9 protein-coding genes are annotated in these 13,801 nt (G+C 72.4%); 5 read left to right on the plus strand and 4 right to left on the minus strand.

Annotated features, from left to right (window positions below; genetic code table 11):
* Positions 1-525 precede the first annotated feature (525 nt).
* Complete coding sequence (locus ACFWPQ_RS05655; RefSeq protein ID WP_384030271.1) at positions 526-1,020, minus strand: PaaI family thioesterase; 495 nt, start codon at positions 1,018-1,020, stop codon at positions 526-528.
* Between the two features lie 89 nt (positions 1,021-1,109).
* Positions 1,110-3,404 carry an FdhF/YdeP family oxidoreductase gene (locus tag ACFWPQ_RS05660; protein WP_384030273.1) on the minus strand — a complete coding sequence of 765 codons (2,295 nt, stop codon included), beginning with the start codon at positions 3,402-3,404 and terminating at the stop codon, positions 1,110-1,112.
* 323 nt (positions 3,405-3,727) lie between these two features.
* Between ACFWPQ_RS05660 and polA the strand changes: the two genes are divergently transcribed.
* Both polA and ACFWPQ_RS05670 read left to right on the plus strand, forming a co-directional pair.
* Positions 3,728-6,454 (plus strand): DNA polymerase I, encoded by a 2,727-nt coding sequence (gene polA / locus ACFWPQ_RS05665; RefSeq protein ID WP_384030275.1) that lies wholly within the window; start codon positions 3,728-3,730, stop codon positions 6,452-6,454.
* Positions 6,455-6,779: 325 nt separating this feature from the next.
* The gene (locus ACFWPQ_RS05670) at positions 6,780-7,157 is read left to right on the plus strand and encodes a hypothetical protein (protein ID WP_384030277.1); all 378 of its coding nucleotides are present in this window, start codon (positions 6,780-6,782) and stop codon (positions 7,155-7,157) included.
* Here ACFWPQ_RS05670 and ACFWPQ_RS05675 read toward each other — a convergent pair.
* Positions 7,093-7,932 (minus strand): DUF4184 family protein, encoded by an 840-nt coding sequence (locus tag ACFWPQ_RS05675; protein ID WP_384030279.1) that lies wholly within the window; start codon positions 7,930-7,932, stop codon positions 7,093-7,095. The two genes, ACFWPQ_RS05670 and ACFWPQ_RS05675, sit on opposite strands and share 65 nt — an antisense overlap.
* Before the next feature lie 313 nt (positions 7,933-8,245).
* Between ACFWPQ_RS05675 and ACFWPQ_RS05680 the strand changes: the two genes are divergently transcribed.
* The 3 genes from ACFWPQ_RS05680 to ACFWPQ_RS05690 all read left to right on the plus strand — a co-directional run bounded on the left by ACFWPQ_RS05680 (position 8,246) and on the right by ACFWPQ_RS05690 (position 11,300).
* Positions 8,246-10,000: a lytic transglycosylase domain-containing protein gene (locus ACFWPQ_RS05680; protein ID WP_384030281.1), complete on the plus strand. Its 1,755-nt coding sequence runs from the start codon at positions 8,246-8,248 to the stop codon at positions 9,998-10,000.
* A gap of 151 nt (positions 10,001-10,151) precedes the next feature.
* Entirely contained in the window at positions 10,152-10,286 is a 135-nt protein-coding gene (locus ACFWPQ_RS05685; RefSeq protein ID WP_384030283.1) for an SPW_0924 family protein, read from the plus strand.
* Between the two features lie 21 nt (positions 10,287-10,307).
* Positions 10,308-11,300: a DUF3068 domain-containing protein gene (locus tag ACFWPQ_RS05690; protein WP_361283859.1), complete on the plus strand. Its 993-nt coding sequence runs from the start codon at positions 10,308-10,310 to the stop codon at positions 11,298-11,300.
* 5 nt (positions 11,301-11,305) lie between these two features.
* Here the strand turns inward: ACFWPQ_RS05690 and hrpB are convergent, their stop codons facing one another.
* Positions 11,306-13,783 carry an ATP-dependent helicase HrpB gene (hrpB, locus tag ACFWPQ_RS05695; protein WP_384030285.1) on the minus strand — a complete coding sequence of 826 codons (2,478 nt, stop codon included), beginning with the start codon at positions 13,781-13,783 and terminating at the stop codon, positions 11,306-11,308.
* Positions 13,784-13,801: the final 18 nt, after the last annotated feature.

The following is a 13,801-nucleotide window of genomic DNA, read 5'->3' on the forward strand; positions in this document are numbered from 1 at the left end:
GCGCCCCCTTGCAGGGAACGACGAGTGCCGCGCCGGTACCGAACTCCCCATGGAGCGGTGACTGGCCGTGACTCTAAGCGCGCGCGAGGAACGTGGAGGAGGGCTTGACCAAGGCTGTGACGCTCTTGTTATGACACGAGGTAATGCAGAGCGGTACAGCGTGGGGGGAAAGCAGGAATTGAGCCCGATTCGCCCCGTCCGCATTCTGAGAACCTGCAGGACCCGGCATGATCCGTTCAGGCGTCTCAGCGGTTTTGGGCATGACGCGCGACCGTTGCTGTGGGCGACTTTCGAGGTGGGCGGGGAGCGCGACGCCCCCTGGGAACTGGGGTGAAACAGCGAATGCGGATTACACGCGTATTACGTAGAGTTACACCGGGGAAAGAAAGTCAAGCCTTCGGAACTTCTTCGCATTTCCCGGCGTGGTGCGCCGGGGTGGTGCGGGGCGCGCTGCGCGCCGCTCTCTTACCCGGGCGCTGACCTCGGCTCGCGGTGCCGAGGCCGTTCGCTCCGCCGGGGTGCTCCTCAGGCGCCGGAGCCCTGCTGGACGTGGACCTCGTCGCCCGGGCGCACGTCACGCAGCAGACAGGTCAGCCGGGCGCTGCACACCCGCCGGCCCTCCTCGTCGCTGATCACGATCTCGTACGTCGCCGTCGAACGCCCCCGGTGGACGGGCGTGGCCACGCCCGTGACCAGGCCGGAGCGAGCCCCGCGATGATGCGTGCAGTTCAGGTCGACACCCACCGCGATCTTCGAACTGCCGCCGTGCAGCATCGAACCGACCGAGCCCAGGGTCTCCGCCAGCACCGCGCTGGCACCGCCGTGCAGCAGTCCGTACGGCTGGGTGTTGCCCTCCACCGGCATGGTGCCGACGACCCGCTCCGCGGAGGCCTCCATGATCTGGACGCCCATGCGGTTGCCGAGGTGACCCGCGGAGAACAGGGCCCGCAGGTCGACACCGAGCGCGGCGTACTCGTCGATGACCTCCTGCGGGAACTTCACGTGCTGCTGCTCGCCCATGGGCCGGCTCCGTTCGTCATGCGGCTGTCTCTCCGACTGAGCAAACGCTCAGTCGGCCGCCGATTCTTCCAGACGAACTGAGCGGGCGCTCAGACGGCGGTCCTCGGGTGCGGCACACCTGCCTCCAGACGGATCACCACGGACTTGCTGGCCGGGGTGTTGCTGGTGTCCGCGGTCGCGTCGAGCGGCACCAGCACATTGGTCTCCGGGTAGTACGCGGCCGCGCAGCCCCGGGCGGTCGGGTAGTGCACCACCCGGAAGCCCGGCGCCCGGCGCTCCACATCGTCCTTCCACTCGCCGACCAGGTCCACGTACGCCCCGTCGGCGACGCCCAGCAGCCGGGCGTCCTCCGGGTTCACCAGGACCACCCGGCGCCCGTTCCTGATGCCCCGGTAGCGGTCGTCCAGGCCGTAGATCGTGGTGTTGTACTGGTCGTGCGAGCGCAGTGTCTGCAACAGCAGCCGGCCCTCGGGCAGTTCGGGGTACTCCACCGGGGCCGCCGTGAAGTTCGCCTTGCCCGTGGCCGTCGGGAACCGGCGCTCGTCGCGCGGGGCGTGCGGGAGCGCGAAGCCGCCCGGGTGCGCCACGCGCGCGTTGAAGTCCTCGAAGCCGGGGATCACACGGGCCACCCGGTCCCGGATCGCCGCGTAGTCCTTCTCGAACTCCTCCCACGGCGTACGGCTGTTCTCGCCGAGCACCCGGCGGGCCAGGCGGCACACGATGGCCGGCTCCGACAGCAGGTGCGGGCTCGCGGGCTCCAGGCGGCCGCGTGAGGCGTGCACCATGCCCATGGAGTCCTCGACGGTCACGAACTGCTCGCCGCCGCCCTGGAGATCGCGCTCGGTCCGGCCGAGCGTCGGCAGGATCAGCGCACGCGCGCCCGTGACCACGTGCGAGCGGTTGAGCTTCGTCGACACGTGCACGGTCAGCCGCGCGCGCCGCATCGCCGCCTCGGTGACCTCCGTGTCGGGAGTGGCCCCGACGAAGTTGCCGCCCATCGCGAAGAAGACCTTCGCCTCGCCGTCGCGCAGTGCCTCGATGGCCCGGACCACGTCGAAGCCGTGCTCGCGCGGGGGCGCGAAGCCGAACTCCCGCTCCAGGGCGTCCAGGAAGGCGGGAGCGGGCCGCTCGAAGATGCCCATCGTGCGGTCGCCCTGCACGTTCGAGTGGCCGCGCACCGGGCAGACGCCGGCACCGGTGCGGCCGATGTTGCCGCGCAGCAGCAGGAAGTTGACGACCTCTCGGATGGTCGGCACCGAGTGCTTGTGCTGGGTGAGCCCCATCGCCCAGCAGACGATGGTGCGCTCCGAGGCGAGCACCATGCCGAGGGCCTTCTCGATCTCCTCGCGCGTCAGTCCGGTGGCGGTGAGCGTCTCGTGCCAGTCGGCGGCGCGGGCGGCCTCGGCGAACTCCTCGAATCCGTGGGTGTGTTCGCGCACGAACTCCTCGTCGACCGCGCCGTCGGTCTCCAGGACTAGCTTGTTGAGGAGCCGGAACAGGGCCTGGTCGCCGCCGATGCGGATCTGCAGGAACAGGTCGGTCAGCGCGGCGCCCTTGAGCATGCCCTGGGGGGTCTGCGGGTTCTTGAACCGCTCCAGGCCGGCCTCCGGGAGCGGGTTGACGCTGATGATCTTCGCGCCGTTGGCCTTGGCCTTCTCCAGGGCGGAGAGCATCCGGGGGTGGTTGGTCCCCGGGTTCTGCCCGGCGACGATGATCAGGTCCGCCTTGTACAGGTCCTCCAGGTGGACGCTGCCCTTGCCGATGCCGATCGTCTCGGTCAGCGCCGAGCCCGAGGACTCGTGGCACATGTTGGAGCAGTCCGGCAGGTTGTTCGTGCCCAGCTCGCGTGCGAAGAGCTGGTACAGGAACGCGGCCTCGTTGCTGGTCCGCCCCGAGGTGTAGAAGACCGCCTCGTCGGGGGAGGAGAGGGCCGCGATCTCCTCGCCGATGATGTCGAAGGCGCGCTCCCAGTCGACCGGCTCGTAGTGGTCGGCGCCCTCGGCGAGATACATGGGGTGGGTGAGCCGCCCCTGCTGCCCCAGCCAGTAACCGCTGCGGTGGTGCAGGTCGGCCACGGAGTGCGCCGCGAAGAACTCCGGCGTCACCCGGCGCAGGGTGGCCTCCTCGGCCACCGCCTTGGCGCCGTTCTCGCAGAACTCGGCCGCGTGCCGGTGATCGGGCTCCGGCCAGGCGCAGCCGGGGCAGTCGAAGCCGTCCTTCTGGTTGACGCGCAGCAGCGTCAGCGCGGTGCGCTTCACGCCCATCTGCTGCTGCGCGATGCGCAGGGTGTGCCCGATGGCGGGCAGCCCCGCGGCCGCGTGCTTCGGCTCCGCGACCTGCGGCGCGTCCTGGACCGGATCCTCCTTGGGCGGCTTCGTCGCCATCGCACGTTCTCCCTACTACACCGGCACCACTGCCCTGGACACCCGATACTCGCACGCGCCACCGACAACGATCGAGCACGGTCTGCGGAGCGGAACGCAAGCAATGTCTGCTGTCGACTTCCGGGTCGCGACCTGTCGGCTTCCCGGTCGCGCCCTGTCGGCCGTGACTTCTCGGCCGTGACTTCTCGGCCGTGACTTCTCGGCGGCGACGCTGATCGGCCGCGACGGTGATCAGCCGCGACGGCGCCGTCAGGCGGTGCCGGGCCCGCCGCAACCCGAACCGTCGGCCCTCACTGTCAGTGCGGCGTGGCAGGATCGGGGGCGTGGCAGAGACAGCAGCGAAGCAGACCGACAAGACCCCCGGCGGCCCCCGTCCCCGGCTGATGCTCATGGACGGGCACTCGCTGGCGTACCGCGCGTTCTTCGCGCTGCCCGCGGAGAACTTCACGACCGCGACGGGCCAGCCGACGAACGCGATCTACGGCTTCGCGTCGATGCTGGCCAACACCCTGCGTGACGAGGCACCCACGCACTTCGCGGTGGCGTTCGACGTCTCGCGCAAGACCTGGCGCTCCGAGGAGTTCACCGAGTACAAGGCGAACCGCTCCAAGACGCCGGACGAGTTCAAGGGCCAGGTCGAGCTGATCGGCGAGCTGCTCGACGCCATGCACGCGCAGCGCTTCGCCGTCGAGGGCTTCGAGGCCGACGACATCATCGCCACCCTCGCCACCCAGGCCGAGGCCGAGGGCTTCGAGGTCCTGATCGTCACCGGCGACCGCGACTCCTTCCAACTGGTCACCGAGCACACCACGGTCCTCTACCCGACGAAGGGCGTCTCCGAGCTGACCCGCTTCACCCCGGAGAAGGTTTTCGAGAAGTACGGCTTGACGCCCGCCCAGTACCCCGACTTCGCGGCCCTGCGCGGTGACCCGTCCGACAACCTCCCCGGCATCCCGGGCGTCGGCGAGAAGACCGCCGCGAAGTGGATCAACCAGTTCGGCTCCTTCGCCGAGCTGGTGGAGCGCGTCGACGAGGTGAAGGGCAAGGCCGGCCAGAACCTCCGCGACCACCTGGAGTCCGTCAAGCTGAACCGCCGGCTCACCGAGCTGGAGCGGGCCGTGGAGCTGCCGAAGACGGTCGCCGACCTGGAGCGCGCGCCGTACGACCGCAAGAACGTCGCGATGATCCTGGACACCCTGGAGATCCGCAACCCGTCACTGCGCGAGCGGCTCTACGCCGTCGACCCCGGCGCCGAGGAGGCCGAGTCCACGCCGGTCGCCGAGGCGGGCGTGGAGGTCGACGCCACCGTCCTGGGCACCGGCGAGCTGGCCGGCTGGCTCGCCGGGCACGGCACCGGTCCGCTGGGCATCGCCACCGTCGACACCTGGGCGCTCGGCACCGGCTCGGTCGCCGAGGTCGCCCTCGCCACGCCCGACGGCCCGGCCGCCTGGTTCGACCCCGCCGAGCTGGACGAGGCCGACGAGAACGCGTGGGCGGCCTGGCTGGCCGACGCCGCGCGGCCCAAGGTCTTCCACAACGCCAAGGGCGCCATGCGGGTCTTCGCCGAGCACGGCTGGACCATCGAGGGCGTCGCCATGGACACCGCGCTCGCCGCCTACCTGGTCAAGCCCGGCCGCCGCTCCTTCGACCTGGACGCGCTGTCCCTGGAGTACCTGCACCGCGAGCTGGCCCCCGCCGCCGCGGCCGACGGCCAGCTCGCGTTCGGCGCGGAAGACGGCGCCGAGGCCGAGGCGCTGATGATCCAGGCCCGCGCGATCCTCGACCTCGGCGAGGCCTTCGGGGAGCGGCTCCAGGAGGTCGGCGCGGCGGATCTCCTCCGTGACATGGAACTGCCCACGTCGGTCCTGCTGGCCCGCATGGAGCGGCACGGCATCGCCGCCGACCGCGCCCATCTGGAAGCGATGGAGCAGATGTTCGCGGGCGCGGTGCAGCAGGCCGTGAAGGAGGCGCACGCGGCGGCCGGCCACGAGTTCAACCTGGGCTCGCCCAAGCAGCTCCAGGAGGTCCTCTTCGGCGAGCTGGCGCTGCCCAAGACGAAGAAGACCAAGACCGGTTACACCACCGACGCCGACGCGCTCGCCTGGCTCGCCGGCCAGACCGAGAACGAACTGCCGGTGATCATGCTCCGGCATCGCGAGCAGGCCAAGCTGAGGGTCACGGTCGAGGGCCTCATCAAGACCGTCGCCGCCGACGACCGCATCCACACCACCTTCAACCAGACCGTCGCCGCGACCGGCCGCCTCTCCTCCACCGACCCCAACCTCCAGAACATCCCGGTCCGCACCGACGAGGGCCGGGCGATCCGCCGGGGCTTCGTCGTGGGCGAGGGCTTCGAGTCGCTCATGACCGCGGACTACAGCCAGATCGAGCTCCGCGTGATGGCCCACCTCTCCGAGGACGAGGGCCTGATCGAGGCGTTCAGCTCCGGGGAGGACCTGCACAACACGGTCGCCTCCCAGGTGTTCGACGTCGACCGCTCGGCCGTCGACGCGGAGATGCGCCGCAAGATCAAGGCGATGTCGTACGGCCTCGCGTACGGTCTGTCGGCGTTCGGCCTCTCCCAGCAGCTGAACATCGACGCGGGCGAGGCCCGTGCCCTGATGGACACGTACTTCGAGCGCTTCGGCGGGGTCCGCGACTACCTGCGCCGGGTCGTCGACGAGGCGCGTACCACCGGCTACACGGCGACGCTCTTCGGCCGCCGCCGCTACCTCCCCGACCTCAACAGCGACAACCGCCAGCGCCGGGAGGCGGCCGAGCGGATGGCGCTCAACGCGCCCATCCAGGGCACGGCGGCGGACATCGTCAAGATCGCCATGCTGAGGGTGGACGGCGCACTGCGCGAGTCGGAGCTGAAGTCCCGGATGCTCCTCCAGGTCCACGACGAAATCGTCCTGGAGATCGCCCCCGGCGAGCGGGACCGGGTAGAAGCCCTCCTGCGCGACCAGATGTCCGACGCGGTCCACCTCAGGGCGCCCCTGGACGTGTCGGTGGGCGTGGGCCCGGACTGGGAATCGGCCGCGCACTGACGCCTCCGGCGAGCGTCGGCAGAGAGGGCCGCTCGCGCAGCTGCTTCTCCGCTGCAACGGTGCTCAGCCACGACGGCGGCTTCCGGCGGTGCCGAACCCACGGACGGGCCCGGTTCGGCACCGCCGGGAAGCGCCGCTGCGACTGCTCGCCGTTGCGGCGGAGCGAAGGGGGAGGGCGCGGCGGAGCGGAGGGGGAGGGCGCGGCGGAGCGAAAGGGGCAGAGCGCGGCGGAGCGAAGGGGGCAGAGCGAAAGGGGGTGCTGTCCCATCACTCGCGTGGACCCCGTCAGAACGCCCCGGCCCCCGCCACCGGCAAGGATGCGGCCATGGGTATACGCATGGTTCACCGCCGGACGCCCCAGAGCAGGCCTCCGGCCAAGGCCCGTTCCGCCTCCGCCTCCGCTCAGGTCACGGCGTCCCCGTCGGCCCCGGCCCAGGCGGCCGACGCCAGCTCCGCCCGCATCCCCGCCGACCTCGCGGTCTCCGTGCGCCGGTCGGTTATCCGCCTCCGACGCCGGCTGCGCGCCCGCCCCGACCTGCGCCAGTGGCTCGACCTCGCCCGCAGCTACCTCGCGCTGCTCCTGACCGCGCTCCCCGGCCCCCGCCGCCCCCGGACCATGACCGTGTTCGTGGCGAGCCTCACCGAACGGCCGACGGGCTCCGCCGCACGTCGCCGGCCACCGGAGCCGGACGCCACACCCTGACCGCCACGGCGTACCCCAGCACCCCGAGCAACAGCCCCGCGCCGGTTCCGAAGAGCACCGTGGGGAGCAGCTCCCAGGGTTTGGCCGTAGCCCCCCAGTACTCCCACCACCGCAGCGCCCGCTGCACCGCCGCGAGCAGGGCGCAGCCGGTGATTCCGGCGCCGGCCCACCACCGGTCCCGTACCGACAGCAGCGGCACCCCCACCGGCTCCGCCGCCGGCGCCCGCCGTACCGCGCGAACCGTCCACACGGCGAGCACGGCCGCGCCGACCGCCGAACTGCCGTACTGGAGCAGGGTGTACAGCGGCATGCCCGCGACGTTCCGCCCGATCGCCGGGATCAGCCGCGTCCCCCAGCGGTCGTGGTGCGTGAACGCGTCCCAGACGACGTGCGTGAGCCCGCCGAGCACGGCGGAGACGTACCACCACGCGGCCACCGAGAACCCCGCATGCGCGCGTGGCGCCCCGCAGCGCAGCAGCGCGGCCACCCGCCCCTGCCGGGCGCGGGGCGCGAGGGCCACGAGGGGTTCCCGGACCAGCAGCCACAGCGCCACCAGCGCCCAGGAGAACAGCACGTCGACGGTGAGGACACCGGCGAAGGAGTGCGTGACCGAGCCGAACTCCATCGCGTCCGGCACAGCGCTCGCCGCGTAGTAGGTGAGGTCGGGTGCGAAGGACCCCGCGACCAGCACCGCCGGCACCAGCCGTCCGCGCCCGGTCCCGTCGCCGCGCACGGCGGGTAGCACGGCGGCGGCATGGCTGAGAGTGAACGGCACCGGGGCCTCCTGGAAGAGTCGTCGGCCGGAGCGCCGAACAAGTGATCGCGTACGGCAAGTATCCGGGACACCACCATCGTTCAACGGGGAATGGCCAACTGGTGAAAATCGGGCACCGCCGGGTGTCCGTGGAAAGGAAGTTGTCGTAGGGTCGCCTGGGTCGCCGCCCCGGCGTGCACGGCCGGATGCGCTACCTCACCACGCGAAAGAGGTAACAGGGGGCAACCACAGCACCGGGTCGACCGTCACACCAGAGGCGAGCGGACAGACGGAGACGGGCGCTCAGAAGGCGTCCATGGGAGGGGTTCACCTTATGGCGGCGCAATTCGGCAAGCGGCTGCGCAAGGGAGCGGCGACGACCGCCGCGGCCGCGTTGGCGGTGGCGGCACTGTCCGCTTCCCAGGCTCCGGGCGCCACCACCGGGGACACGGGCAGACAGGCCAACGCCGGCGCCAGCACCTCCGCGCCCGACGGAGCCGGGGCCGCCGACGGCGCCACCGGCAACTCGCCGTACTACACGGACCTGCCGCCGCTCAACAGCCCGAACCCCAGCGCGAGCCCCACGGCCTCCTCGTCGAGCATCGGCACCGCCGTCTCCCGGGGCGCGGCCGAGGCCGGCATACCCGCCACCGTCCTGGACGCCTACAAGAAGGCCGAGGCGGAGCTGCGCAGTTCCAAGCCCGGCTGCAACCTGCCGTGGCAGCTGCTCGCGGCCATCGGCAAGGTCGAGTCCGGCCAGGCCCGCGGCGGCGACGTCGACGCCGAGGGCAACACCCTGCACCGGATCCTCGGCCCGCAGCTCGACGGCAACGGCTTCGCGCTCATCGCGGACACCGACGGCGGCAAGTACGACGGCAACAGCCAGTACGACCAGGCCGTCGGCCCCATGCAGTTCATCCCCTCGACCTGGGCGTGGGCGGGCCGCGACGGCAACGGCGACGGCGTCAAGGACCCCAACAACGTCTACGACGCGGCGCTCGCCGCCGGCCACTACCTGTGCCGCTACGGCTGGGACCTGTCCGTCCAGGCCGACATGAACAGCGCGATCCTCAGCTACAACAACTCGCAGGACTACCTCAACCTGGTCCTGTCCTGGTACGAGTTCTACCGCAAGGGCACCCACTCGGTCCCGGACGGCACGGGAACCCTGCCCTCGCACCGCAGCGACGGCTCGACCGGCTCCGGCTCCGACTCCGGTTCCGACGGCTCCACGACGAAGCCGACCAAGACCACGCCGAGTCCCGACGCGCCCACGCCGAGCACCCCGAGCACGTCACCCACCGTGCCGTCCACGGCGACCGACACCGTGGACCACCTGGAGGACGCGGGCACCGCCACACTCACGGCGATGGCCGGCGACGCGTTCGGCAAGCAGATCAGCACGCGCGCGGAGACCATCGCCGGCCGGGTCGTCGCCAAGATCCGGGTCCGCTTCACCATCGTCGGGGACACGGACGCGACCTTCGCCGGCGGCGAGAGCGTCGCCACGGTCATCACCGACAGCAAGGGCGTCGCCGTCGCCCCGGCGCTCCAGGCGGGCGAGAAGACCGGCGACTTCACGGTCCACGCGAGCGTGGTCGGCCGCACCGTCAAGGGCGTCGACTACGACGCGACCGTCACCGCGCGCGCCGCCGACACCCTCGCCCTCGCCAACACCACCGCGCTGACCTGCACCCCGGGCGGCGAGTTCGCCGACCAGGTACAGGCGAAGGCCACCTACCAGGGCGCCGTCGCCGACAAGGTCGCCGCCACCGCCACGCTCGTCAAGTCGGCCGACGACACGAGCACGAACGACAAGGGCCCGTACTTCAAGGACGCGGACGGCAACGCCGTGCGCACCCTCACGGACCTCCAGACGGACGCGAACGGCCTGCTCACGCTGCCCAAGCTGTACGCCGACGACAGCACCGGCACGTTCCTGCTCCGCATCACCACCACCGGCGGCGCCACGCTCACCGTCGAGCTGACGGTCGCCGCGGCGGACAGCTCGCCGAGCCCGTCGCCGACCGCTTCCGAGAGCGCGTCCGCGTCGCCCTCCGCCTCCCCGAGCGCTTCCGCCAGCTCCTGATCCACCGTCGTACGACACCCAGGGCGCCCTCCCGCCGACGCGGGACGGCGCCCTCGTCGTCGTACGACCTGTTCTCATCTCACCCTCCCGTTGCTACGGTGCCCGGACCTGACGAGCCATCAGGAAGCCGTCGGCCGTAGGGAGGTCCCGCATGCGTGCCCTGATCGCCGCCGCGACCGGTCTCGCCCTCGCGTTCGCCCTGGTCGTGACCGTCGGCGCCTTCGGGTCGCCGGACGGGAAGACGTCCCCGAAACCGCTGCTCACGACGGTGCCCTCACACCCGTAACCGCCGCCCCGGGAGGCCGAGATGCGCCGCAAGGCCAGTCTGGTCCTGCTCGCCTTCGCCGTGTTCTTCGCGACGCTGTCCCCGCTGCTGCGCTGGTACGCCTTCCCGCGGCTCGCCAAGATCCCGGCGAACCAGTACCAGGACATGGTCCTGGTGGCGAAGAACGCCACGCTCCTCGACTACGGCACCATGAAGGCGAAGAAGGTCCCCCAGGTCACCATCGTGCAGACCCTCAAGGGCGACGTGGCGGCCGCGAAGAAGATCGAGAAGACGGCGGGCCGGGACGTCGTCGTCTGGGACGGCCTGTCCTACGTCCAGGGGCCCGACGGCAAGATGGTCTCCGAGATCCCCGAGCGCTACATCTTCGACGCGCACAGCCAGGAGCCCGTGCACGCCACCGGCGAGATGGTCGACGGCGACCCGGTGGCACGGGACGGCATCGAGTTCAAGTTCCCGTTCCTGACCGAGAAACGGGACTACGAGTACTTCGACGCGCAGACCCGCACCACCAACCCCATCCACTACAAGGGGACGCAGACCTTCCGGGGCGTCAAGGTCTACTACTTCGAGCAGACCATCCCCTGGACCAAGGTCCCCATGCCCAAGAAGCTGCCGGTGCAGGGGATCACCGCCGAGTCCGTCGCCAAGACCGGCACCACCCGCTGGTACACCACCGTCCGCAAGTTCTGGGTCGAGCCGGCCACCGGGGCGCCCGTCTACGGCGAGGAGATCCACAAGGAGGAGCTGCGCGGCGGCACCCTCCTGGGCGGCCGCGCCAAGGTGACGGCCTTCGCCGGCGACGTGAAGATGCGCGAGGACTACATCGAGCACACGGTCGCCCTGGTCAAGCACAACCGCACCCTCGTCCTGATGCTGACCTCCTACCTCCCCTGGGGCTTCCTGTCCCTCGGCCTCGCGCTGCTCGCCCTCTCCCTCTACCTGGAGGCCCGCAGCCGCCGCCCCGCCGACCCGGCACCGGTCGACACCTCGGTGCCGGAGCCGGTCAGCGCCTGAGCCGGTCAGCGCCTGAGCCGCGCGTTGGTGTGCCGGGTGGGCTCGGCGGTGGCCGGATCCTCGGGCCAGGGATGCTTCGGATACCGCCCGCGCAGCTCGGCCCGAACGCCCTTGTACCCGTTCCTCCAGAAGGAGGCGAGGTCGGCGGTGACCGCGGCGGGCCGCCCGGCGGGGGACAGCAGATGCACGAGCACCGGCACCCCGGCCACGGCGGGCGACTCCTGCAAGCCGAACATCTCCTGCAGCTTCACGGCGAGCACGGGCTGTTCGGGATTGGCGTAGTCGACCCGGATCCGGGACCCACTCGGTACGGCGATCCGCTCCGGCGCCAGCTCGTCCAGCCGCCCGGCCTCCCCGCCCGCCCACGGCAGCAGCCGCCGCAACGCCTCCCCGGCGTCGATCCGCCCGAGGTCGGCCCGCCGCCGGGCCCGGCCGAGCTCCGGCTCCAGCCATTCGTCCACGCGCGCGTGCAGCGCGTCGTCGGACACGTCCGGCCAGGGCTCACCGAGACGCAGCCGGAGAAAGGCGAGCCGCTGCCGCAGCACGGCGGCGTCGGGTGTCCACCGCAGCAGGCCGAGCCCTTCGCGCCGCAGCCCGTCGAGCAGCGCGGCGCGTACCAGGGCCGGGTCGGCGTCCCGCAACGGCCGCACCGCGAGCTCGATCGCCCCGAGCCGCTCCACCCGCCGCGCGACGACGTCCCCGTCGGCCCAGCGGACCTCCTGCTCCTCCGCGTACAGCGACGCGGCCGCCGACCTGGCCGTGTCCTCGTCCACCGCCGCCGCGAGCCGCACGCGCGCGTGCCCGCTGCCGACCGGACGGTCCGCCACGGCCACGGCGATCCACGGCGCACCGCGCAGCGGACTGCCCTCACCGAGCTCGGCCCGGGTGCCGGAGGCCATCAGGTACGACCCCCCGTCGGCCCTGGCGACCCGCTCGGGGAAGGCGAGAGCGGCGACGCGCCCCACGGTGCGGTCGTCCACGCCGGACGCCGACGCGCCCTCGCCGTCCGCCTTGAGCCGCCGCACCTCCGCGAGCCAGCGCCCGGCATAGGCGTCACCGCCCCGCCAGGCGGCACGCAGCGCGGCCGCCAGATCGTCCCCGTACTCCCGCGGAGCCTCCTCGCTCAGCAGCGCCACCACCTCGGCACCCCCGCCCGGGGTGTCCAGCAGCGCCCGTCCCAGCCGCGGATGCACCCCCAGCCGGGCCAGCCGCAGCCCCCGCTCCGTCGCCCGTCCGGCGGAGTCGACCGCACCGATCGCCGTCAGCACCTCCCGCGCCGCCGTCATCGCCCCGGCCGGCGGCGGGTCCAGCAGCGCCAGTCCCGAGGCCCCCGGATCGCCCCAGCATGCCGCCTGGAGGGCGAACGCGGTCAGGTCGGCCACTCTGATCTCCGGGGCCGGAAAGGCCGTCAGGCGGGCGTCCTCGGCCTCGGACCAGCAGCGGTACACCGCCCCCGGCGCCTCACGCCCGGCCCGCCCCGCCCGCTGCCGCCCGGCCGCGCGCGACGCCCGTACCGTAGCCAGCGCGCTCAGCCCGCGCGCGTGGTCCACCCGCGGCTCCCGGGCGAGCCCCGCGTCGACGACCACCCGTACGCCGGGGACGGTGAGCGAGGACTCGGCGACCGCCGTCGCCAGCACCACCCGGCGCCGGGCCCCGGGCGCCAGCACCGCGTCCTGGACGGCGGCCGGTGCCCTGCCGTGCACCTGGAGCACCTCCACGTCCCCCAGGTCGCCCAGCCGGCCCGCCACGCGCGCGATCTCGCCCACGCCGGGCAGGAAGCACAGCACGTCCCCGTCCCGCTCGGCCAGGGCCCGCCGGACCACCGACCCCACATGCGCCAGCAGCGCCGGGTCGACGCGCATCCCGTGCGGCGGCCGTACCGGACGTGCCGGCGGCGCCCACACCGTCTCCACGGGGTACGCGACACCGGCCGCCTCGATCACCGGTGCCCCGCCCAGCAGCCGCGCCCAGCCCTGCGCGTCCGTCGTCGCCGACGCGGCCACCAGGCGCAGCTCGGGCCGCAGGGTCTCCCGCACGTCCCAGAGGAAGGCCGCCACCGTGTCGGCGTCCAGATGGCGCTCGTGGCACTCGTCGAGGACCACGACGTCCACGCCGGACAGCTCCTGGTCGCGTTGCAGACGCTGCAACAGCACACCGGTCGTGACGACCTCCACGCGCGCGTGCCGGCCCACGACCCGCTCGCCGCGCACGGTGTAGCCGACGCTCCGCCCGACCTGCTCGCCGAGCAGCCAGGCCATCCGGCGGGCCGCCGCGCGGGCGGCGATCCGGCGCGGCTCGGCCACCACGACCCGCCGCGCGGGCCCCTCGCCCAGCAGCCCGGCCAGCGCCAGTGGCACCAGCGTCGTCTTGCCGGTGCCGGGCGGTGCCACGAGGACGGCGGTGCCGTGCCCCTCCAGGGCGTCGCGCAGACCGGGCAGGGCCTGCCGCACGGGCAGCGCGTCCAGGGCGTCGTAACGGATCACGCACCCAGTGTCGTACGC

The sequence above is a fragment of the Streptomyces sp. NPDC058464 genome, assembly GCF_042721035.1.
In the GTDB taxonomy this organism is placed as follows: domain Bacteria; phylum Actinomycetota; class Actinomycetes; order Streptomycetales; family Streptomycetaceae; genus Streptomyces.